The organism is Cyclobacterium xiamenense, assembly GCF_042140265.1.
Classification (GTDB): Bacteria; Bacteroidota; Bacteroidia; order Cytophagales; family Cyclobacteriaceae; genus Cyclobacterium; species Cyclobacterium xiamenense_A.
This window is the reverse complement of the sequence record NZ_CP159481.1, coordinates 2150925-2171975: the sequence shown is the minus strand read 5'-3', so window position 1 is coordinate 2171975 and position 21051 is coordinate 2150925. Positions and strand designations below refer to the sequence as shown.

The 21051-nt window shown below is 49.4% G+C and carries 20 protein-coding genes and 1 tRNA gene; 7 read left to right on the top strand and 14 right to left on the bottom strand.

Going from position 1 to position 21051, the window contains the following annotated elements:
• Positions 1-37: 37 nt before the first annotated feature.
• The 3 genes from ABWH99_RS09250 to ABWH99_RS09240 all read right to left on the bottom strand — a co-directional run bounded on the left by ABWH99_RS09250 (position 38) and on the right by ABWH99_RS09240 (position 4156).
• Positions 38-2020, bottom strand: coding sequence for a ComEC/Rec2 family competence protein (locus tag ABWH99_RS09250; RefSeq protein ID WP_375585992.1), 1983 nt, complete (start codon positions 2018-2020; stop codon positions 38-40).
• 727 nt (positions 2021-2747) lie between these two features.
• The gene (locus tag ABWH99_RS09245) at positions 2748-3197 is read right to left on the bottom strand and encodes a GNAT family N-acetyltransferase (protein ID WP_375585991.1); all 450 of its coding nucleotides are present in this window, start codon (positions 3195-3197) and stop codon (positions 2748-2750) included.
• Positions 3194-4156, bottom strand: a complete 963-nt coding sequence (locus ABWH99_RS09240; RefSeq protein WP_375585990.1) for a PhoH family protein — start codon at positions 4154-4156, stop codon at positions 3194-3196. Before ABWH99_RS09240 ends, ABWH99_RS09245 begins: the two co-directional genes overlap by 4 nt.
• Before the next feature lie 100 nt (positions 4157-4256).
• On the opposite strand from ABWH99_RS09240, the gene ABWH99_RS09235 reads away from it, so the two are divergent.
• The 3 genes from ABWH99_RS09235 to ABWH99_RS09225 all read left to right on the top strand — a co-directional run bounded on the left by ABWH99_RS09235 (position 4257) and on the right by ABWH99_RS09225 (position 6598).
• A complete protein-coding gene (locus tag ABWH99_RS09235) occupies positions 4257-5027 on the top strand; it encodes an S-adenosyl-l-methionine hydroxide adenosyltransferase family protein (RefSeq protein WP_375585989.1) in 771 nt (256 codons plus the stop codon).
• Between the two features lie 167 nt (positions 5028-5194).
• A tRNA-Leu gene (locus ABWH99_RS09230) sits at positions 5195-5276 on the top strand.
• Positions 5277-5347: 71 nt separating this feature from the next.
• Positions 5348-6598, top strand: coding sequence for a site-specific integrase (locus tag ABWH99_RS09225; RefSeq protein WP_375585988.1), 1251 nt, complete (start codon positions 5348-5350; stop codon positions 6596-6598).
• Here ABWH99_RS09225 and ABWH99_RS09220 read toward each other — a convergent pair.
• From ABWH99_RS09220 to ABWH99_RS09175, 10 genes are all read right to left on the bottom strand, one after another.
• Positions 6577-7035, bottom strand: a complete 459-nt coding sequence (locus tag ABWH99_RS09220; RefSeq protein ID WP_375584292.1) for a hypothetical protein — start codon at positions 7033-7035, stop codon at positions 6577-6579. The genes ABWH99_RS09225 and ABWH99_RS09220 overlap by 22 nt on opposite strands.
• Positions 7032-7862, bottom strand: a complete 831-nt coding sequence (locus tag ABWH99_RS09215; RefSeq protein ID WP_375584291.1) for a hypothetical protein — start codon at positions 7860-7862, stop codon at positions 7032-7034. The genes ABWH99_RS09220 and ABWH99_RS09215 overlap by 4 nt, the downstream gene beginning before the upstream one ends.
• Positions 7859-10132: a hypothetical protein gene (locus ABWH99_RS09210; protein ID WP_375585987.1), complete on the bottom strand. Its 2274-nt coding sequence runs from the start codon at positions 10130-10132 to the stop codon at positions 7859-7861. Before ABWH99_RS09210 ends, ABWH99_RS09215 begins: the two co-directional genes overlap by 4 nt.
• Positions 10133-10630 carry a hypothetical protein gene (locus ABWH99_RS09205; protein ID WP_375585986.1) on the bottom strand — a complete coding sequence of 166 codons (498 nt, stop codon included), beginning with the start codon at positions 10628-10630 and terminating at the stop codon, positions 10133-10135.
• A 7-nt stretch (positions 10631-10637) separates the two neighbouring features.
• Positions 10638-11174, bottom strand: a complete 537-nt coding sequence (locus tag ABWH99_RS09200; RefSeq protein WP_375585985.1) for a phage holin family protein — start codon at positions 11172-11174, stop codon at positions 10638-10640.
• Positions 11175-11287: 113 nt separating this feature from the next.
• Positions 11288-11728, bottom strand: a complete 441-nt coding sequence (locus ABWH99_RS09195; RefSeq protein WP_375585984.1) for a hypothetical protein — start codon at positions 11726-11728, stop codon at positions 11288-11290.
• A gap of 243 nt (positions 11729-11971) precedes the next feature.
• Positions 11972-13783 (bottom strand): hypothetical protein, encoded by a 1812-nt coding sequence (locus ABWH99_RS09190; RefSeq protein ID WP_375585983.1) that lies wholly within the window; start codon positions 13781-13783, stop codon positions 11972-11974.
• A 2-nt stretch (positions 13784-13785) separates the two neighbouring features.
• Positions 13786-17322 (bottom strand): phage tail tape measure protein, encoded by a 3537-nt coding sequence (locus ABWH99_RS09185; RefSeq protein ID WP_375586562.1) that lies wholly within the window; start codon positions 17320-17322, stop codon positions 13786-13788.
• Between the two features lie 7 nt (positions 17323-17329).
• Entirely contained in the window at positions 17330-17887 is a 558-nt protein-coding gene (locus tag ABWH99_RS09180) for a hypothetical protein (RefSeq protein ID WP_375585982.1), read from the bottom strand.
• Positions 17888-17889: 2 nt separating this feature from the next.
• A complete protein-coding gene (locus ABWH99_RS09175; protein WP_375585981.1) occupies positions 17890-18267 on the bottom strand; it encodes a hypothetical protein in 378 nt (125 codons plus the stop codon).
• On the opposite strand from ABWH99_RS09175, the gene ABWH99_RS09170 reads away from it, so the two are divergent.
• From ABWH99_RS09170 to ABWH99_RS09155, 4 genes are all read left to right on the top strand, one after another.
• On the top strand, positions 18251-18637 hold the full coding sequence (locus ABWH99_RS09170) for a hypothetical protein (protein ID WP_375585980.1): 387 nt from the start codon (positions 18251-18253) through the stop codon (positions 18635-18637). The two genes, ABWH99_RS09175 and ABWH99_RS09170, sit on opposite strands and share 17 nt — an antisense overlap.
• A gap of 247 nt (positions 18638-18884) precedes the next feature.
• A complete protein-coding gene (locus ABWH99_RS09165) occupies positions 18885-19298 on the top strand; it encodes a hypothetical protein (protein WP_375585979.1) in 414 nt (137 codons plus the stop codon).
• 2 nt (positions 19299-19300) lie between these two features.
• Positions 19301-19771: an ArdC family protein gene (locus ABWH99_RS09160; protein ID WP_375585978.1), complete on the top strand. Its 471-nt coding sequence runs from the start codon at positions 19301-19303 to the stop codon at positions 19769-19771.
• A gap of 2 nt (positions 19772-19773) precedes the next feature.
• Entirely contained in the window at positions 19774-20415 is a 642-nt protein-coding gene (locus ABWH99_RS09155) for a RadC family protein (RefSeq protein WP_375585977.1), read from the top strand.
• A 440-nt stretch (positions 20416-20855) separates the two neighbouring features.
• Here ABWH99_RS09155 and ABWH99_RS09150 read toward each other — a convergent pair whose 3' ends face one another.
• The gene (locus ABWH99_RS09150) at positions 20856-21050 is read right to left on the bottom strand and encodes a hypothetical protein (protein ID WP_375585976.1); all 195 of its coding nucleotides are present in this window, start codon (positions 21048-21050) and stop codon (positions 20856-20858) included.
• Between the last annotated feature and the right edge of the window lies 1 nt (position 21051).

Below are 21051 nucleotides of genomic sequence, written 5' to 3'. Positions count from 1 at the left end.
AAGTAGGGTAATTTTATGCAAAAAAAAACCAGTTAGCCTATCGGAACATATCTGGCGAATCGGGAAAGGTAATTTTCATTGCTCCCTGCGGTGGCAGAAGCCCGGAATAAGGCGCTTTTTGCAGGTGCCAGGCCCCTGCCTGCCAGAAATACAACCGAATGTGTTCACTATCCACGGGTCGAAAGGTGCGCTTTTCTAGATCCAGTTTTTTACCATCGGGCAACTCGAGCCGAATCAGCTTGCCCCGGTCCAGCGTCAGGAGGTTACCGGCCCGGGTTCCCGTCCGCTTGATTCGGTGTGGCAGTACCTGATAGGTAAAATCCGACTCGTCCACGCCCACGATCGTGCTGTACAATTGACCGCGAAACGTGTAGTCCACCGCCAGCCCCTGCCCTACCCGGTATACGAGCAGGTAATGTTGGTTGATTTTTTTCCAGGTTTGCCCAATCCGGTAGCCCCCAAGTAGAAACAACACCAACAGGACCAGGTAAACGTGACTTTTTTTTCGCCGCGTTATCAGCAAGTAGCTAAAAAACAAACCCATCCAGATCAGGAATATCTGAGGGAGATTAAAGTGGAGAAAATCGATTTTCGCAAAAGGGAGCCGCTGAAAGCTGAAAATCCCCTCATTGACCAGCCAGGTGGCTCTGTTGACCCATTCACCAAGAAACTCCGCAATAGCGGGAAGGGAGGACAGCAATAAAAACGGTAAGCCGAGCGCCATGATCAAAAATGCACCCGGAATCGCCACCAGGTTGGAAAGGAAAAAGTACGTAGGAAAGGCGTGGAAATAATAAATGGAGAGAGGAAAGGTGGCAAGTTGGGCTGCCATCCCAACGCTGCTGATGTCCCAAAGATAGCTCAGCCATCGGGCACCGGGATTCCATAACGACCGGATAATCGGCTGAAAAAGGAGGATTCCCAGTAAAGCGGTATAACTCAACTGAAAGCCGACAGCATATACCAAAAAGGGATCGTATAGCAGTAGCAACATGGCGGATAGTGCCAGCGGGTTAAATATGGACGGATTCCGGGATTTCATCTGCGCCAGGGAAATAAAGGTAAACATGGCAGCAGCCCGAAGCACCGATGGAGACAAACCGGTAAGAGCTGCGTACAGCCAAATAAGCAGGACCACAGCGCTTAACAGAACCACTCGTTGGTACCGGGCAGCCCGGTGGGGTTTGAAAAACAAAAAGATGAACCCATACACCATGCCTACATGCAGTCCTGACACCGCCAACACGTGCATGGCTCCCGCAGTGGCGTAGGCCGCTCCAATTTCTTCGTCCAGGTCTTTTTTTTGGCCAAGCAGTAGGGCTTTCGCAATTTGCGCAGAGGCATCGTCGCGGATATACCGCTCCACCTGTTGTTCCAGGTGCTGGCTTAGCCGGAGGATTCCGGTATACCAGGAAGCCAAACTCCCGGTTTGCAATAGCTGAAAATTCGCCCCAATAAAGTGACTGAAATAGATCTGCTTCCGGGCCATAAACGTCTCGTAATCAAAGGCCTCTGGATTTTTTGCCGGCGCGATTCGTTCCGGAGAGCCCTGGATCATCAGGACCGATCCGGGCAACAAAGGTGTGGACGATCGGTGGTACACCTGCACCTTTCCCCTGGCTTCCTGCCAACCATCCGCGGTACGAACGGCATAGACATCCGCCAAATTCACCACACTATTGGGCTTTTGCTGATCCGTTTCCCGGAAAACCGCGAGGTACGCCTGGATTCCGGAAACATGTAGCAGGTGCGTTGGGTCCTGGCTCACATCGCGTAGGGAGGCCGTATACATTCCCATGACTACCAGATTGGTATAGGCCAAAAAAGGAAGCAGCTGTAGGTACCTCCGCCGAAATTTTGGACGATACAAAAAGGCCAGGGCCAGGTACAGTGCCGTACCCGCCAGCAGTACCCACAAAAAAACATACGGGCGAAGGTCCGATCCGATAGACGGGTAGATCAGCACCCCCAGGATAAAGAAGGCGGTGTATCGGAGGAAGGGAAACTCATTGAATCTCATCAAGACGGGAAAAAGCGGACCCTATCGGCGCAACGGTTCTATTTTTCTCCGCCGGAAAACCTACCGGCAGTCCTGTGCACAAACGTTAAATTAAGTTAACTTCTTTCGTGCAAAAAAACAATACAGCTCGTTGAATTTCAGCTGGATAAATGTGTAGCGCGTCTCGTGAGCAGCTGCCTACCCATGTAACCTGGGGAAATCCGCTTGCATGCCGTACAAACAGGCGACCATCCATGCAGACGGATCCCGGCGAATCATCTGTAACCGGGAGCAAACCCGATCTATGGTTGCCGTCCATCTCCCTTGCCCGACCGCGGCCCGCCGTTGGGGACGGCAGGACTGCTCCTGTTTCGCGTTTTACCCGGATACCCAGGCAAAAAACCCGAAAGCCCTTGCGGGAACGTGTAAAAAACAGCCGTAGAGGCATAGCAGACCGGCCAGGTCAAGGCTCATCCATTGCGGGTCTCCGGTGGTCAGGAAAACAGAACCATCCGCAGCCGTTCCAATTCCCGGGGCGAATTTGCCAGCATGAACCACTCATTATCGGGGTCCGGGGAATGCGAGATAGGGGGGTGGTAGAACGATTGACGGTATCTTGACAGGCATATCGGGGAGGAGGTGAGCTAAAAAAGATGCTGAACGCGGCCATGCAAGAGCAAAAGGACAAAAAAAAGAAGCAAAGGCCCACCCCGCCATAGATGCATTTGCCGGTACCGCTAGCGGATACTCAGGGTTGATCGCTCACTGCCCGTCTCATCAGGTAATGGTCGATTCCACACTCAACAAAAAGCTGCCCGGACTTCTGAAAACCAAATTTTTCATACAATCCCATGGCCGTGACTTGTCCGTGCAGGTAGATGGTTTTGCCGGTGCTTTCCGGATGCCCTTGTATATCGTCCAAAACCGCTTTTACCAAGGCTTGCCCGACTCCTCTACCCCTGAACGGCTTCAACACGGCAAACCGTTCGAGTTTGATACCATTCTTTGTAAACCGCCATCTGGCCGTGCCTACTTCCTGGGTTCCGACATGGGCGATAAATTGGCTGGCCTCCTGTTCGAAGGCATCGTATTCTTCCTTCGGGTCGACGGCTTGCTCGCGGACGAACACTTCTTCCCGGATCCGAAAGGCCTTTTGCAGTGTGTCGGCATCTGCAATCTTTTTTACCGAGAGCTTCATTGGGGTTGCTTTACTTCCACTTCATTTTTTTCGTAGGCATCGATGATGGATTTGACCAGGCGGTGCCGAACCACGTCCCTGCCCGAAAGGTGTACCACGCCGATTCCCTTGACATCTTTCAGAATACGTAAAGATTCCCGGAGGCCCGACTTTTGCTTGGGGGGAAGGTCCACCTGGGATTGATCCCCGGTGATAATGACTTTGGAATTGGGCCCCATGCGGGTGAGGAACATTTTTATCTGCTCGCTGGTGGTATTTTGCGCCTCGTCCAGCAAAATAAAGGCATCGTGCAGGGTTCTTCCGCGCATGTAGGCCAATGGGGCAATTTCGATGACCCGATTTTCCTGGTAAAACCGTAATTTTTCAGAAGGTACCATGTCTCCTAGTGCATCGTAAATCGGTCGTAAGTAGGGATCTAGTTTTTCCTGCAAATCTCCCGGTAGAAAACCCAGGTTTTCCCCCGCTTCCACAGCAGGACGGGTAATGATGATTCGTTTTACCTCACGGTTTTTCAGCGCCCGTACGGCCAGGGCCACGGCAATGTAGGTCTTTCCGGTACCGGCCGGTCCCAGGGCAAAAACCAGGTCGTTTGCAAAGGAAGCATCCACCAATTTCTTTTGATTGGAGGATTTGGGGCGCACGACCAGCCCCTTATTCCCATACAGAATAATGTCATTCTTCGAATTCGATGGTCCCGACGGCGTACCTTCCAGGGCAATGTATTCTTTCACATTATCCGGCGTCACCTGCCCGAATCGACTGAAGTGTTCCAGCAGCATGTTGAGAATATCATTGATTTTAAGGATTTCGGGGGCTTGTCCTTTGATCCGTATTTCATTTCCCCGGGAGACAATTTTGCTCTGAGGAAACGCAGCTGATATTTGCCGGATGTTTTCATTTTCCGATCCCAGGAAGTCCAGGAGGGAAATGTTTTCCAATGTAATGACTTTTTCTACCAATATATTTTCTTCTGTTTACCGAATTCAAAAAACTAATATAAAATGCCTATTTTTGTTTAAACTTTACACAAAAGTACGAATTTTTAATTGACTTGCTTGTATGGCTTTGGTAACATTCATCTCTGATTTTGGTAACGCGGATTACTACGTACCGGTGGTAAAAGCAAAGATGTTGTCCATTAACCCCCAATTATCCATCGTAGACATCAGCCACGACATTGCCATTTACGATATTGCGCATGCGGCGTTTGTACTCCGTGCAAGCTATAACGAATTTCCGAAGGGCACTGTTCACCTGGTGGCCTTAAATGCGACCAGCAACATTACGGATGGCTACATCGGCATCAAATTAAACGAGCATGTGTTCATCGGTCCCAACAACGGGGTCCTGAGCATGTTGGCCGATAACGACCCGGGCATCGTGGTAAAATTTTCCGACATTCACATCCGGAACAGCAGCTTTCCGGCAAAGGATATTCTGGCACCGATCGCCGCCAAGGTGGCCAGCGGGGCCGCCATCCATGATTTTGGCGGGCCTTTGCCGGCAATCAAGAAAATGATGGGCAGGCAATTCAAGGCCAGTAAGAAACAGATTGTGGGCTATGTATTGCGGGTAGACCATTACGGAAACTTAATCACCAATATTCCCCGAGAGGTATTCGAGAAGTTAAATCCCGGAAAATTTCAAATTGCCTTTGGCCGGGAGACGCTGGAATCGATCCAGCAGAATTACGACGAGGTAGAACCCGGCGATTGCTGGGCGTTTTTCAACAGCCTGGGTTTGTTGGAGATTGGCATCAATCACGGGCACGGGGCCGATTTATTGGGTTTGAAATACGACAGCGCCATTTACATCAATTTCGATGGCTAAGGAATTGATTGCGAAGAAAATGGAGGGGCGCAACGGCCGGAATGGCAGTACTTGCCCGCGCGGTGTTCTAAAAAAATGCCGGTTTCCGGGCCCAAAAGTATTGTTTGAGAAGATTTCTTTGCTCATATTTGCAACCCGTTTGGTACGGAACAGAACCCCATCGAAATGCCCAGATGGCGGAATTGGTAGACGCGTTGGTCTCAAACACCAATGCCTTCGGGCGTGCCGGTTCGACTCCGGCTCTGGGTACAAAACAAGGCGAAAACCGCCTTTTCGGTACTGTTATGGTAGATTTTATGTTCACATAAAATTTACACAAAATGCCTTCACAAGAAGAGAAAGGCAAATCACTAGCTCGCAGGAAACATTTTTTTCACACTGAAAAAAGTAGATCTATGCGAGCTAGTGTTCTTTGCCGAATCCGAAAAGATCGACCAAGAAAAGACGGCTATGCGCCTGTTTTTCTTCAGGTGATCATCAACAGAGAGAAATTCCACATCCATCTCAAAGTATCATGGCCTGTCGCTTTTTTTGATAACTCTGCAGGAGTTTTCTTGCCTCGTTTTGAGGGTGACAACGAGGCAGATGATTACAACATGTTGGCCAGAAAATATATTTCGAAAGTCAATGAAATCTTCATTTTTTACCGGCATTCGGACTTGGATTTGACTGCTGAATTATTTCATAAAGAATACAGCAGATTTGGCGCAAGAAGCAATTTTATCGTTTGGGCTGAGACCGAAATCGAAGACAGGTATGAGAGGAAACGAATAGGACTTCAAACCAGAAAGAATGCTCGCTCATCGATCAAAAAAATTAAGCAGTGGCGCAGCGAGATTAAGTTTTCTGAATTGAACGAAACACTCTTGTATGACCTCCAGGCCTGGTTAAAAAACGACCAGGGCATGAAGATTAATTCGGTGGGTTCGATTTTGAAGACGGTAAAGATTTATTCCAGGGCTGCGTATGATCAGGGATTGGCGGTTGATATGGATAATATCTCAAAATTTAAATTGCCTCAAGCAAAAGGTCGGGTTATATTTTTAACTCCAGAGGAATTAACCAGGATGCATCGTTACTACCTTAGCGAAGAAATCACCCCCAGTCACAAACGCGTACTTGGCCAGTTTCTGTTTGCAACACTGACCGGGCTTAGGTACAGTGATGTTGAACGCGTAAGCTGGAAAGATATCGATGGCGACTGCCTGGATTTTGAACCTTACAAAACCCGCAACCTCGAAAAAAGGGTACGCTTGCCTTTGACAGAATCTGCATTCTTTCTTATTGAAAATGAAAGAGGAAAGCTTTTTGATACAGCTCCGCTACAGGTGACCAATAGAATTCTGAAAGAAATAGCTTCAAAATGCAACATCCGGAAAAACCTCACCAGTCATGTGGCCAGGCATACCTTCGCGACGGAGTTTCTCCGACGGGGCGGAGCTATCGAGGTGTTAAAGGAATTTCTTGGGCATACAAAAATGGAAACGACCATGGTCTATTCACACGTAGATGAGGCTAGGAAACGTGAACAAATAAGGTTGATGGAATATCAGATATTTTGCAAATCGTAGATTTCCTGCATGTTTACCAGGAGAGCGCTGTACACTTTTTCGGCCAGGGTTTCGCCTGGGAAGGCGGCGGCCGGTAGGCTTTGCCAGTACTGCAGCTGCGTGATGGCTCCCTCCGGGTAGTCTCCGTTTTCGTCCGGCTGGACCAATTCGCCGGTTTCTGGCAAAACCCTGGATCCACGGGTACTGCTGGACCACAAGCGGGTTCGGAATAGTTCCATATCGTTCCTTTTCTGATTGTCTGATAAGTTGGGATCATTGGCGATCACCTCCAGCAAGGGTTGATCAAAGTCACCTTCAGCGTCTTTGGTCCAGAACTCGATGCGGATGTGGGCACGCATTTCCAAGTCTGCGTCGATCTCTAATTTGTGATGCACCAGCTTAATCAGGTAGTCCGAATGCCGGTGCTGGATTTTGAAAGGATGTGCCAATTGGTTCATAGTCCCGGATGGTATAGTGATTTACGATTTTTGATGATGTTGCCCCTGGTTGCCAGGAGCCGGTCTGGGAAGAAAAATAACTCGTGGATTTTACCCCGATACACTTCCCCGGTCACCGCTCTTGCGCCAAGCTGATTAAACCGCCAGCTGGGCGTAGTTAGTACCGAAAAGTAACTAACGGGTCCTTCCATGTATTCATCGAATATTACCGCTTGCTCATTGATGGTATCGATCTCAAATCCAATAATCTTTTTTGCTGAAATCGAATTAAAGGAAGCACCTGGCGAAGCAATACCCGCCAAATCAAGTTGGTGGGCAGAGGAAGACCGAAACTGGGTATTTTCTGATCGATTGCTAAAAATCTGTTGTAACGAAGCGGTATCGATCCGATCGATAACCGCCATACACAAGCTGCCATTTGCCGTAATTGTCTCCACCATGCTCTCGAAGATCATTCGGCGGTTGGCAGTCCCTTCAAAGTCTACCGCTGGCAAGCCCTCCAATCCGGTCACAAAGCCGTCGTTCCAAATCAACGGTTCCTGTACAGCTGCAGGAGCTACCGCATGGTTCGTGCCGGCCTGGTTGTAAAACGTATGCAGCCTGCCCTGGCCGGTGCCCAAAAATGCCACCAACTCTGCCTCGCTTACCATTCCGCCTCCGTCAAAACCGATATCAAGCAGGGCCGCATCTGAAACCCTGCGGACCTTCCAACAAGCACCGGTATACTCCGGGCGGATCAGAAAGGGAGATAATACCACCGATGCATTTTCAAAGAAAAAGCGGGGATTCTGGATGGTGCTCGGAAAAAACTGATTTACGGTCCTCATAGCGTGTTCTGAGTAATCGTGTAGTTGACCGCTACCACATCCCCGGATGGGTTCTTATCGATAACAAACAGGTACAGATTATCCTCAGATGGTTTGTACTCTCCCGATAGGAGTCTTTTCGTGACTCCCCCAGGGACCGAAATGGCTGGCTCTGCACTGTCGTTATGAAGCAGCTTGACCATGACGCTATCGTCTGCATAAGCCGTAGCAATGGTGAGATTTCCCGTCACCGGTGTTCCATCCAGTCCGAAGGCTCTTGGCTTATCGAATCTGAGTGTATTACCTGTCGTGGGAATATAGCTGCGACCGTTCCAGCTTGGCCAATTGTCGCCCGCAGGCAAAACTCCGTAGGCTTGCCCCGCCTTCAGACTATCCTGGTTTACCGTATTGGTCTTCGGTCCGGAATAGCTAAAGGTAAGCGTCTGATAAAACGCGGTTTTCTTGACATAGATGGCAGCCGTGGTTGTGTTGACCTGGACCAATACGAAATCACCTGATTTCGGACTTATATCCAGCGTCTGAACATTGATGCGCTCGGGATCCACCTGGCGGTTTGTACCACCCGTTACAAAATCCACCATCAGAAATCCATTTAGCGGACGCTGCCGGTTGGAACTGTAGTCGGAGGCCCAACCGATGTATGCAATTTTGAAATCGTAGTAGGTATTTGGCTGCAGGGTCTGCCGCCAGATTTCTGCAAATTGCTCGTATTTGCCGGCCTCGTTTTTGGTTTGGGGGTCGTCCGCATTTTGTGGCGTGATGATGTTCTCCCCGGTATTTAGTCGCAGCACCTGGTGCAGGAGCATTTCACCGGCCGGTGCATTCGGGATCACCGGATCAGTGGTCGCAATCCCGGCCAAATACCCAACGGCATTGGAGGATTGGGTATAGATGATATCAAATCTATCCTCCGGAGCGGATGGCGTGCCTACCAGCGCGACCGGGCCGGTATATTCATAGGTTACCCCACCTTTGACCCAGGAAGCACCATACACATAGCCATTGGTGCTGTTATTGACCTCAAAAAAACCCGGATCAATGATCCGGTCTCCGGAGGGAATCTCCAACTCGCTTCGCAGGTAGTCCAAGATCGTTTGGAAAGTCAGCCCTTTCCAGGCCTGTTCACCGGCCACCTGCACCGGAAAGATGGCATCGGTGGGATTATCCAACTCCGGAAAGGTCCACAGCCGAGGAGCCAGGTAGTACGGCTCCTGGTCCGGGCCAATGATCACCAAGATATCCAGCGGTTCGTCGGAGATCCAGTCCAGGTACTCCACCTGCCGGGTAAAGACAAACTGAAAATCGAAGGCAATCAGGTCGTACCGGGCCGCCTCAAACTGTGGCTCCCTGGTCAGGATCCGCCGGAGCTCCGCTCCGAGTACCAGGTACTTTTGCAAGCTGCTGAAGAAATCCTGCGACCAGAACAACTGCCGGCGGGAGCGAAAAAACCCGGTATTCTTTTCATATGCCTTATCCGGGTTGATGTCGTACTCGAGTTCGAATTCGTCAAAAAAGATTCCGGTATCAAACTGCTGCTTATTGAGCAGGGTTTTTTGACCCGTGAATCGGATCGTGTCGATCCCTCCCAAGGTATTTTCAAAAACAAAGAGGTCGTCAAACTCGAATACCTGATCGGTCAGCACGTACCGCTGTCGCCAGGTATTCTCCCCATCGTCTCCATTTTGGATCCAAACATCAAAGTAAATGGGTTGCTCTGGAAATAAGCTATGGATGTGCTCAAAGGTGACATTGACCGTGTACAATTGCCCTGCAGGCAACACGTAGGCATCCGCCGTACTATCGGTGCCATCTTCAAAATAGGCTTTGACCTTGACCGTCACCTGCTCCTGGGCATAGTAGCCCAGGTACTCCGGATCCCGGTACTTGACCTGCTTTACCTGGGGCTGCCAGGTCAGCCAGTTGAGGGTGAGGAAATCGGATGTAGTGAATTCTTTTCGGTCTACGCCGCCCTTAACCATCCGGAAATCAATCTCCTCAGTTCCCATCAGGCAGTCAACATCCTTTGCCCCTTGGTCCTGTGTAAACAAGTTTACGTCTGGCACCTGCAGAGAAAGCTGCTCTTCGAGGAGCGCCCGCAGCGGAACGATGATCTTGCCATCGGCATCCGCGGTGTAGTATTCCTCCAGGAGCAAATCTCCTCCGATGGTGATGGAGAAATCATGCCCGGCATCCTCGGTAGTGACGATGATATCGGGGAGATTGCCGGCAAAGCAAAGCGCGGGCGGTGCCTGTAGAACGGTGATGGCCATTTAGAATAGGTTGAGTTTCGAAAACAAACGCAGACCGGTAACCAGCAGGAGAATTCCCAGGGCAACGCCGATCCAAACAAAGAAGTTGGGGGACCGGCTGACGTCTTTTTCCTGCTCACGAACCGAGAGGCTTCCCTTCTGGTCTTCGGTGGTAGCTAATTTGGAACGGCTCCGGTCGGCTTTCTTCTTATCTATCCGCCGGGTTTCACTGATTTGGGTGGTGTCCCGATGATGGATCCTAACCTGAGATGCTTCGCCCTCAAAGCTGCCATCCGGTGAAATTCGGAAAGTTCCCCGGGGGATAACTTCAATGTACGATCCAGATCCTGTCCTGGTAAGGACTGACTCATCAAGGGAAATTGCTTTTTCAAGGTCTTTTTCATGGCTTTGAACGGTTTCATAGTGAACACTCAGCTCCTGATCAGCGCGCTTGCTGCTGATATTCTTTTGTGTATTGCAGCTCAGGAGCAGGAATAAAAGAAAAAGGAATGGTCTCATGAGCGAATCACGATTTCGTATCGCGGTTTGATTTAGCGTCCTTAAAGCTTTTAAAATCGCCGGTTTCGTCGAATCCCTTTAGCCTGGCAAGGATAAAATGAGGTACCAGTTTTTTGGATACCTTCCCTGCGTTGTCAAGCACCGAAATAGCTTCTTTGATGATGATGGCCACGTAGATCAGCAGCTTCATGTAATCGCCCCCGGGGATGGTATCACCGGAGACCGTGAAGTTTTCCAGTACGTGGCCGACAATCAGGCAGGAGCTGTACACGGTGATCTTGATCAGGATATCGCCAAAGCGATCCTTGTCTATCTCCCGGCGACTGATTGCCAGGCCAAAGCCAAGCGCCGTATCTAGCGCAATCAGGACCACCAGCCATTTGAGGTAATCGAAATCGTTAAAAATATAGGTCTGAAAAAACATAAGAACCGGAGTCAGTAGCAATGCCCACTTGCTCTTATCAAAAATATCTGTGATAATTTCGGTCGATCGGTGGAGCAAGTGCGCATTCATGAGGCTGTGGGATTTGATAGCGTCTGCCATGTATGTCAACTAATTTTTACCCAAATTACCTGACATTCCCGACCGGGAAAAGGACACAAAAAAACCCCTCGGAAAAACCGAAGGGTCTGGACTAGTACAAATCAATGAATAAACTACTCCAACTCTACCGGGTTACCCGTGGAGTCATAGATTCGGTGGGGATCCATGCCAGTGATGGAGGTGATCTCCTGAACCAGGCGATGAACGGCCTGCAGATCACTTGTACCCATCCGGTAGCAGATATCCACGTGTACCGGACCAGGACCTCCCTCCATGCGCTTCATCTCCTCCCTGAGTTGCTGATCGGATAACTTCTCTGCTCCCTCTTGGTAGATGAGGGTAAGACTATGCAGTAACTCCATAAGCTGATCGTAACCTTCCAGCCAGGAAGGATGGAAATAATCCTCCATATCCAGCCTGCCGGACAGTAAAGCATGCGATTTAACAAGGTACATGATCTGTGGGGTGAAGCTCCCCTGCATCTGACGGAGCATTTCTACAGCATCAAGAATCTGCAGCTCCTTTTCGGTTTTTACTTGACTTTTGTTGAGCATAACAATTAAGTTTATAAGGGTCCCGACGGCTGCTCAACAAAAGCCAAACGTACACGTACGAAGGATTGATGCCGCTCCAAACGGCTCCGCCGGGACTTATCTTGGTTCTGAAATTAGATTGATTGGTGTACATTTGAGTAATTAACTTTTATTGAGCATAGTAAAAGTACACCCTTTTTCTATTTAAAAAAACCGTAAATAGTACTGCAAATATACTGTATTTACGGTGTAAATTCCACAGGGTTACCAATCTGCTTGTACTAAATCCACCTGGGCAGGCTCGATCTTTTTTTGCCGGATGGTAATATTGATGCGCTCTATGAAAAAGTTCATGCCCTGCAGGTACACTTTTCGGCTCAAATCCATGTTTTTCAGATCCAGGGCGCTGAGCAAAAACAGGCCTCGTATGAAGCGTTTTTTTGCGCCGATGTAATCCCGGTAGTCGCTGTGAAAATTGGCAAGCAATCCGTCCGGACCCTCCCACTCCAGGGAAAGGTCTCCCAGGCGGTTGCCGTGGGCGTCGTAGTTATGCGGGGTCATGAGGGGATAGAGATTTGGCGAGCTCTGAGAATCAGAGAGCGTACTGAAGCTTTCCCGGGCTCCATGAAACAAACCGATCTGCGGACGCTCGGGCCTCGTCAACCGGTTTCCGCGAAACTCCGGAACGTACCAGCTGCCCAGCTCTATGCCGCTGCTATTGCTATCCTCGTGCCAGTACTCATGAATGCCCATCCGAACTGGCTCCAGATTTGGTTTCATATCGAATCCGCCCTGATCCTCACTGGGGGCAGCACCGAGGCTGCTTCCCTTCAGCTCAAAAAGAAAACGCTGAGGATCGGCCGGATCGGCCTTTTCGCGCAGGCGTTTGGTCCATAGTTCTTTGGTATCATGCACGTAGACGTCAATTTCCCCTTCCGAGGGAACCTGGTAATTGAAAAGATCCAGCACCGAGTCCACTTCCACCCCGTCAAATTCCTCGATTGCTGGCGCCGCCTGTCCATACCCGTAGGCGTAACTTTGCCCTTCCCGCTGGCTAATCGCAAGCCGGTTGATCCGTTTTCCGTCCCAATTGGCCCGCCTGGTATCGGCCAGTATATCGGCATTGGTGCGAATACTGAAACCATTCCCCGACGGGAACATGGTGGCAGCAACCAATTTCAATAATTCACGAACCAGCTCATTCGCCGGCAGGCTGGGAAGAAAGGAATTCAGGTAGAAGAAATTGTCCGGGGCTTCGCCTCCGGAGCTGTAGCCATCGAGCAGGATTCCCCTCCGGATGGAAAGCAGGGATTCGTTGTACCGGGGATGGTAGGTACTGGATAGGACTATCTTTTGCAGCTCCCCACTGGCAAAGGGATTGACATCCAACCTGCCATCAAAAAACGCTTCGAAAATGTATCGGGCCCGTGGAAAGGGAAATACGACCGTATGAACCGGCGAGCTAGACCCGAATAATACGTACTGCTCATCCCGGGCGTTGAAAAAATTGATGTACTGCTTCAGTGAAGCAAAATTTCCAGCACTCTTCGGGATTTCGTTGGGATCATTCAGGTACGGCCAGGGCACGTCCGCAACCCGCATCACCGGTGCGCAAAAATCGGAATTGTTGAATAATGTTGGCTGGATCAACTCCCGGTATGCAGAAGCCCAATAATCCGGGCTAAACAGGTTGTTGGAGCTTGTGTCTGTACCAAATCCGTAATAGGTCATCGGCAGCTGGAATAGAGGGGAGCGCATGCCATCAGTGACCACGGAGCCCCGAAAAAAGCACTTGATTTCCCGCTCAAACTCCTGCACGACCAGGACACCGGAAAGTATCCGGACCGTACCAAAATAGATCTCGAAACCGTCGTATTCTTTGAAGGAGTTGAAGCTATTCATCCGGTCCGGCCGATTGAACAGCTTCAGGTTATGATTCGTGGCCGGAAGGGAGAAGTTCAGGGAATGATTGGAAGGAATCCGATCGTTGAAAAAGAAAGGATTCTCGTAGATCAGGTTCAGGGAAATGTCCGGAGGGTAATTAACCGGTGCTCCCTTCAGCAGCATTTTGAGCATGGCTAGAGGTTTACGTTTTGTTCGATTTCCTTGTAATCTTTCTCCGCCTCGTAGAACCCACGACGGCCCAGGAGGCTGACATCCGCCCGGATTCCCTTGCGAATCTCTCCCCGCAGATCGGCCATCAGTTGGTTATTTTGCCGGATTAGTTCCTTGGTTTCGTTGTCCTGAACAGGGCTGGGAGCGGGAGTGCTGCCCTGATCAGTGGTGTATCCACCTCTTTGCCTGCCCGGCAGGGTAAACATTTCCATGCGCCTGGCCATGACTTTCTCCAGGTTGATGCTGGAAATGGTGCCGTTTCGCTGGGCGGTGTCGATGGCATCGAGGACGGGCCGAATGGTGGGATTTTCGTAGGCTTCGTTGCTGGCAATAAATTCCCGTCCCGACTCTGCAACGAGGATACGTGGATCATTGACGTAGCCCGGACCGGCAAAACCACGAGAGCGAAACATCTTTTTGTCCTGACTACGGACAACATCCGCGAAGCCCCCAGATTGTGCGCCAGGGATTTCGGGGAGCGGTTCTTTTTTGATGGTAGCGATCTGCAGGCCGCCCATCAGCCCGACAATGGCAGCAAGTGCCAGGTTCGGCAGAGATTTTGCCACGCCTGCAGCGGTATTAACGATGGCGGACATAAGCGCAACGTTGCGCTCACGCTTCGCTCGGTTACGCTCATATACCGCCCTCTTTTTGTCCAGGTCGGCATTGAGCCGGTCAACCTGTTGATTGTATTGTTCCTGGGATATCAGTCCCTGATCCAGTCTTCGCTTGAGCGCAGCTTCCTTCTGCTGATTGGCTAGTTCGTACTGCTGCAGCTCGCGTTGCTCACCAGCGGTACGCATGGCATTGTACTGGGACCACACCTGACCCAATGCCTGGGTGGCCATAAGCAGGCCATCCATGGAAACGGCTCCCTGCTTCAGGTTGGCAAAGAACGTTTCCCAATCGTCCGGAGTGAAACCAAGCACATCGACATTGGACCGGCGCATGCCGCGGTCTTCGGCTATCTCCGTACCGGTGCCCAATCCCAATTCACTCAGCTGCTGCCGGACCTCTGCCAGGCGGGCGTTGATGGTTTCCCTTTCTTCGTCGGAAAGAATACGATCGGAAAGATCCAGGCCTTCCCATTGCCCGGTATCGAGGACGGCCTGCAGTTCACCTTGCAGCTCTTGCAGGTGGGCCTTTACTAGGGCTTCCTCTTCCCTGCGGAATTTCTTGTCTATTTCTTGCTGTGCCTGGCGCATGTTCCGGAGACCGGCCAAGGCCTGAGGCGTAAGTTCATCACTTAGGAAGGCCCGTGCCTCTTCCAAGGATTTGATTTCCTTGTACTGCTCATTATGGGCAATGCGGAGTTCCTGAAGTTCCTTATCGAAAGCGGCCTGCTTCTGTTCTATGCCTTTTTTGAGGGAATTGGCATCGAGTTGGTTGAGGTTGGCATGATGCTCTTTTTGTAACGCTTCGAGGACGCGAATTTCTTCCTGGGTCATATCTTCCCGCTGCTTGCCAAAAATACCCGCTTCCTGCAGACGCCTCTGATAGGCTAGCCTTTCCTGCTCGATCAAGGACAACTGCGACTCAAGGACCTGCTGACGGTATTCGGCTTGTTTTTGGAGTTCAGCGGCTAGTTTTTCTTCCTCCTTCTTTTGATCCGCTTCACGCTCCTTACGCGCTATTTCGGCAAGCTTTTTTCGTTCCTCCTCACGCTTTGCCTCTTCCTCACGCCGTTTGATTTCCTCTTCGGAAAGTCCATTTGGATTGTCGTCAGTTCCGGTAATAGTCGCCACGATATCTTCGGCATTTTCTCTCAGGACCCTGGCCATCGCATCTTCTTCGGCCTTAAGCGCTTTTAACTCTTCGGCTACCCTGGAAGCAATGACGTTACCCCTTCCTACTATCCCGGCTTTAACATTGTCCAAGCTGAAAAACGGTATGTCCGAGGCATTCTTGACCAAGTCCCTCCTCTCCTGAGCAATTTCATCAATCCTGCGATTCGCGGCTTTTACTTTTGCTTGCTTTAGCAGTGCGTCGATGTAATTTTCCGTTGCTGTCGTAGCTTTTTGCGTATGGATTGTTTCCAGATCCAACGCGCCAAGATACTTTGGTGAAAGGTCATTTAGTGCCTTGATCGCTTTTTGGCGCATTTCGTCGGACTGAGTTTTGTCCCGGGCGACAGCCAAAAGCCTCTCCATTTTTGTTCGCTCGTCAACAATCGAGTCCCTGGCTTCGGCACTGACATTATTGAGCGCTTTTTGGGCTCTTTCCGCCGCACTTAGATTTTTCGTGTATTGGTAAACCGCAACACCGACGGCCGCCAGCACAGAAACCAAAATAGCAAGTGGGTTTGCCCGAACTACCAAATTAAACAGGCGCATTGCTGCAGATGCTCGCCCTATATTGCCGGTAAAAACTGCTTGAGCTGCTGCAGCTAGTAATGAAGAGGCTCTCATTGCCTGGTCCCAAAAAACCTTCAATTTGGCCAGAGAATTATAGGCCTGCATGCGAGAGTTCGAGATAAACATTGCTGCATTGTACCCAACGATAGCACCCGTTAAGATCGTGACCAATTTCCAGTTATCCTGGATAAAGTCGAACAAAACGGTCAAGATGCGAACGAAATAAGTAAATCCGTTCGTGCTTACCGTCATCACTGGCATTAGCTTTTCACCTAACTCTTCAACCATGATTTGCAGGCCTTTGCGGGCTTTGTCCAGCTGGGCTTGTGCCGTTTCGTTTTTGATGCCAAATTCCTCCGTAATACCGGTTCCCCGTTCAAATGCCTGGTTGGATAATTCTTGCTGCTGACGGAGCTTTTCGGTATTGTTAGCCAACGATCCCAGCACACCGATAACACGGCCACCATCCTGCCCCAGATCCCCCAGGGTATCGGCCAGGTTGGTAAGCCCATCCGCATTGTTTCTAACGCCATCCAAAACACGTAGAAAGGCCTCGTTTGCATCGGTATTGAGCAATTCCCTAAATCCAGCGGCATCCATCGATGCATACCGGGCAAAAACATCGGCATTTTTTGCCATCTCCAGGAAAAGCTTGGAAAGCGCCGTGGTACTGACTTCGGAGGTCTGCCCAAGACTGTCCAGCGTAGCGGCCATGCCCATCAGATCCGTTATGGATACATTGGCCAACGGTCCAACACCGGCCATTCGCCGGGTGAATTCGACGATAAAACCTTCATTGGCCGTCGATGCCATCCCCAGCTCGTTGATAGCGGACCCGACTTTAAGTAGTGCGTCCTCGAGGGGAACGTCCTCGGCGATTTTGAAAATATCCACCAACTTGCCGACTTGGGTAATGGCAGCTTCCACGTCTCCGCCCAGGTCTTCGGATAATGCTACTCCTATTTGATCGGACGCACGTACAAAGCCCAAGATGTCGTCTTTTCCCTGTATGCCTAACTTACCAGCAACACGGGATAGTCCAAGGAGGTCGTTTTGTGAAGTTCGGGTGTCAATCTTTCTCAATTCCTCATTTAGTTCCCTGACTTCCTCCTTGGTCATGTTGGTCGTTTTCATTACATCCGCCAGCTTATCATCAAATTCTGCAAAATCGTTGATGGTCTTGCGGATTCCGGAGACTGCCAGCGATCATGGTGGCAAATCCAGCGGTCAAAACCCCGATGTAGTGATTAAACCGGCCGGCCATACGTTGCAAGGAGGATCCGGTAGTTCTAGCCCGACCGTCTAGCTCCTGGTAACGTGCGGTGACTTCTTTCAGCCGTTGGTCATGCTTACGCCATTCCTCGGTATGTGGACCAGCCAAATCCCGTAATCGCCGGACCCGGTTCATTTCGCGCCTTAGATCGACCAGGGACATTTTATTAACATCGATCTGGGAACGAAGGACTTTTAACCTGGATTCGGCAATAGTCAATGCGTTGTTTTTCTGCTTGATTGCATCGGTTACGGCCCGGTACTGCTCGGTGTTTTGCTTGCCAGATCGGCGAAGTCTCTTTTCTTCACGCTCCAGGGCACGCAATTCCGCATTTGTGTCTTTTACGGCTCTTTCGAGTTCGCCAATTTCCTTTTTGCCACGGTCACCATTGACCACGATATTTAGGATTAAATCTTCGTCTCTGAGTTTTTTGGCCATGGCTACCGTTCCATTTCACGTTTTAAACCTGCTGCTACGTCGTTGGTAAAGTCTACCATAAGCCTATTGGCAATCACATAGTAATGGCCAAATACGAACTTGTTATGGATGGGGTAGTTTTTCCGTTTGATCCTCCTTCCATCTTTCAATTTGGGTTTCTTTCGAAGGTCAAGGAATCGCTGATAGGCTCGATGTTTAAAGGTTAGCTTTCCGTCCAGTTCTGTGTCCTGGTTAATGTTGAAGTCCCGCTCTCTTTCCAGGGTACCGGTATGGAAGTGCAGGAGTTTTCTCATTTGCAACCCTTGATTTCTTTCCAGGCGGGAGGCTTCGTCTTTTAAAATCCGACGGACAAATTCCTTTTTAATGATCGCATCACTCACAGCAGTAGCATTTTCTTACGAAGCTATGGGTGTGGGTAGGGTAAATAAAGGACAAGGGCTGGGGATTTCCCTTCCGCCGGTCGGGCCGGGCTGTTGCGGGCTACACATTCGTTTCGGTCTTCCTTTCGTCAGAATGCCCCTTCGCATTCCTAAACCAATGAAAAAAAGTTTAGGATCTGAAAAAAATCAAGGTGTGCTACTGGGGCAGCACGGGTTAAACGGTGGGATTTTTTTGGGGGCGGGGGGCGGCTCGTCATATATCCATTTACAAAATGACTTTTTGCAATTGCAAACGCTTGGCGGGGCGGAGTCGGGGTCAATTCTGACTGAATTACTTTTAAGAAAAGTAATCAAAACCCTAAACACCTGAAAATCAAACAATAAAATATTTTTTACCTGTAAAAACAGGGCATTTTTAGCCGTTTTAAGCCCTTAATCGGCCTTTTTTCCTGAAAAATGAGGTAAAATATTTTTGCGCCTGTCCTGATTCGGATTTCATTATTTAAATGATAAAAACAAACTTAACATACTGTTTACCAACGTTTTAGGGTTTGTATATATATTATTATATGTCTATATTTAGATAACAAAACAAACAAATAAAACCTTTAAACATCATGAAAGAACAGACCAAAAAAACGACAACACAGCCCACCGAAAAAAACGAAGTGGAGCAGCTGAAAGCCCAAATTAAAAAGCTGGAAACGCAGCTAAACCAGCAGCCCCAAAGCCTAGAGGAAAAAATCAAATTTTTCCAGGAGAAGCAGGAAATGATAAAGCGCCTTTCCCTTTTGAATAAGTACGCCGACAACCTTGTAAAGGTGGGCGAGGAACTACAGAAAGACCACGAAGAAGACGAGTTTTTAACCGACCGTTATTTTTTGCGAATTACCTACAAGGCCACCAGCTACGGGAGCGAGCAGGAAGCGCTGGTAATCCAAAACCCTAAGTTAATCGGGGAGGTCCTGGGCTTCGCCATTGGCAAGATCGACGAGAAAAGAAACGAATTGCAAACCTTAATAAACGCGTAACCATGGAAAAGCAAATGAACCCCAAAAGGGCGGAACTGATAGCCCTAAGCAACGAAGCCAAAGAACTCCGGGAGGACATGGCAGAAGCAGCGGAAACAGCAGACGAGGCCCTTTTTTGGGCCTCCCGTACCGTGAATTACATGCTTTTAAACCACATGTACGACACCGAAGGGGCCGAGGAATTTAACACTTTCAAACAATGGAAGAAACAAGGAGCCACCATAAAAAAGGGATCCAAAGCCTTTTTGGTTTGGGGGCAGCCGGTAGGCAAACAGCGAGCCCAGGAAGCCCAGCAGAAAGGGCAGGAAGCCCCAGAGGAAGACGAGTACAGATTTTTTCCTATCTGCTACCTGTTTTCGGATCGGCAGGTAATTACCCCCGAGGAAATGACCCGGGAGCGGGCCGAGCCTTCCAAAGTCGAAGAACCCCATTTAAAATTTATCGAATCCGTAAACCTTGACACCGTAATTTAATCATGAGACTAAAAGAACCAATTCAGACCCTGTACGACAAAGGAAAGGCAAGCATGAGCGATACCATGCTAATCAGTGCCGCATTCCAGTTGCAAGAGGAAACCGCGAAGGAAATTTTAACGCTGGCAAATTTCAACCTTGGCAACCTTGCTAAACTTTCCACCGCTGACCTGATGAAAATTAGGAATATCAGCCACAGCAAAGCGGCGGCGATTGTATCCACCTTTGAAATTGGCCGGAGGCGATGGATGGCAGACCCCGAGAAAAAGGTAAAAATAAGCAGTTCAGCCGATGCATACACCTATTTTCGCCCCATTTTACTGGATGAAGTGGTAGAGTATTTTTATATCCTGCTTTTGGACCGCAGCAACAAAATAATCTGTCACAAACTGATCAGCCAGGGGGGGACCTATGCCACCATTGCAGATGCTAAACTAATTTTTAAACATGCATTGGATCACCTGGCAAACGCTGTTATTCTGATTCACAACCACCCCAGCGGAAATTTAAGACCGTCACAGGCGGATATTGCCCTAACTAAAAAACTGGTTACAGCTGGCCAAACGTTGGAAATACCCGTTTTGGATCACCTGATAATTGCAGATACCGGCTATTATTCATTCGCGGATGAGGGGATGATTTAAACAGTCGATTTCTTTTTAATGTTGGGAAACTACTTAAATAGTAGGTGGGTTCCCGCGCTGGAAGCGGCATTTTCTCCCGTACCCTCTCCTTCTGTCGGCATTTTTCTGCAAAAAATAATCAGTACTATCGTACGATGGGCCCGGGAGAAAATAAGGTGGTTTGTCTGCTTTTACCCTTCAACAGGCCCTCCCACCACATTCTGTGAATGTTGCAGGGTAAAAGATACCTGCCTGACGCGCATTCCTAAAAAAAAATTATAAGCTCGTTAACGAGAACACACCGCGGGGCGGAGCCTTCGGCCCTGGGAGAAGGGGAAAAAAGGGACGAAACGTCCCTTGAATATATGGTGCCTTCGGCGAATTTTTAAATTTCAGTGAAACAATTTCACTTCAAGTTTTTTGGTTTTTTTCCAATACTTCCAGTAAAAAGAATGACTTGCTTAACCGTCCATTTCCCGGGCGACCCCATTCACTACCTCCTTACGGAAATACCAGCCCTTGTACTCAAAAGGAAACTTCTTTGACTTGATGTACTCATAGGAGAATTCCGGATGGTATCGGCATAAAAGCTTCAACCCAGACCAAAATTCCTCCCGATTTTCGTTGCGGATTATGATGACATTTTTATAAACCATG

Excerpts from the sequence above, each read along its gene's own strand:
- ABWH99_RS09200 (WP_375585985.1), bottom strand. The coding sequence starts at position 11,174 with ATGGCAGACGCTATCAAATCCCACAGCCTCATGAATGCGCACTTGCTC.
- ABWH99_RS09165 (WP_375585979.1), top strand. The coding sequence starts at position 18,885 with ATGAAAGAACAGACCAAAAAAACGACAACACAGCCCACCGAAAAAAAC.
- ABWH99_RS09190 (WP_375585983.1), bottom strand. The coding sequence starts at position 13,783 with ATGCTCAAAATGCTGCTGAAGGGAGCACCGGTTAATTACCCTCCGGAC.
- ABWH99_RS09155 (WP_375585977.1), top strand. The coding sequence starts at position 19,774 with ATGAGACTAAAAGAACCAATTCAGACCCTGTACGACAAAGGAAAGGCA.
- ABWH99_RS09245 (WP_375585991.1), bottom strand. The coding sequence starts at position 3,197 with ATGAAGCTCTCGGTAAAAAAGATTGCAGATGCCGACACACTGCAAAAG.
- ABWH99_RS09250 (WP_375585992.1), bottom strand. The coding sequence starts at position 2,020 with ATGAGATTCAATGAGTTTCCCTTCCTCCGATACACCGCCTTCTTTATC.
- ABWH99_RS09210 (WP_375585987.1), bottom strand. The coding sequence starts at position 10,132 with ATGGCCATCACCGTTCTACAGGCACCGCCCGCGCTTTGCTTTGCCGGC.
- ABWH99_RS09220 (WP_375584292.1), bottom strand. The coding sequence starts at position 7,035 with ATGAACCAATTGGCACATCCTTTCAAAATCCAGCACCGGCATTCGGAC.
- ABWH99_RS09160 (WP_375585978.1), top strand. The coding sequence starts at position 19,301 with ATGGAAAAGCAAATGAACCCCAAAAGGGCGGAACTGATAGCCCTAAGC.
- ABWH99_RS09150 (WP_375585976.1), bottom strand. The coding sequence starts at position 21,050 with ATGGTTTATAAAAATGTCATCATAATCCGCAACGAAAATCGGGAGGAA.
- ABWH99_RS09225 (WP_375585988.1), top strand. The coding sequence starts at position 5,348 with ATGCCTTCACAAGAAGAGAAAGGCAAATCACTAGCTCGCAGGAAACAT.
- ABWH99_RS09205 (WP_375585986.1), bottom strand. The coding sequence starts at position 10,630 with ATGAGACCATTCCTTTTTCTTTTATTCCTGCTCCTGAGCTGCAATACA.
- ABWH99_RS09180 (WP_375585982.1), bottom strand. The coding sequence starts at position 17,887 with ATGGCCAAAAAACTCAGAGACGAAGATTTAATCCTAAATATCGTGGTC.
- ABWH99_RS09215 (WP_375584291.1), bottom strand. The coding sequence starts at position 7,862 with ATGAGGACCGTAAATCAGTTTTTTCCGAGCACCATCCAGAATCCCCGC.
- ABWH99_RS09195 (WP_375585984.1), bottom strand. The coding sequence starts at position 11,728 with ATGCTCAACAAAAGTCAAGTAAAAACCGAAAAGGAGCTGCAGATTCTT.
- ABWH99_RS09235 (WP_375585989.1), top strand. The coding sequence starts at position 4,257 with ATGGCTTTGGTAACATTCATCTCTGATTTTGGTAACGCGGATTACTAC.
- ABWH99_RS09170 (WP_375585980.1), top strand. The coding sequence starts at position 18,251 with ATGATCGCATCACTCACAGCAGTAGCATTTTCTTACGAAGCTATGGGT.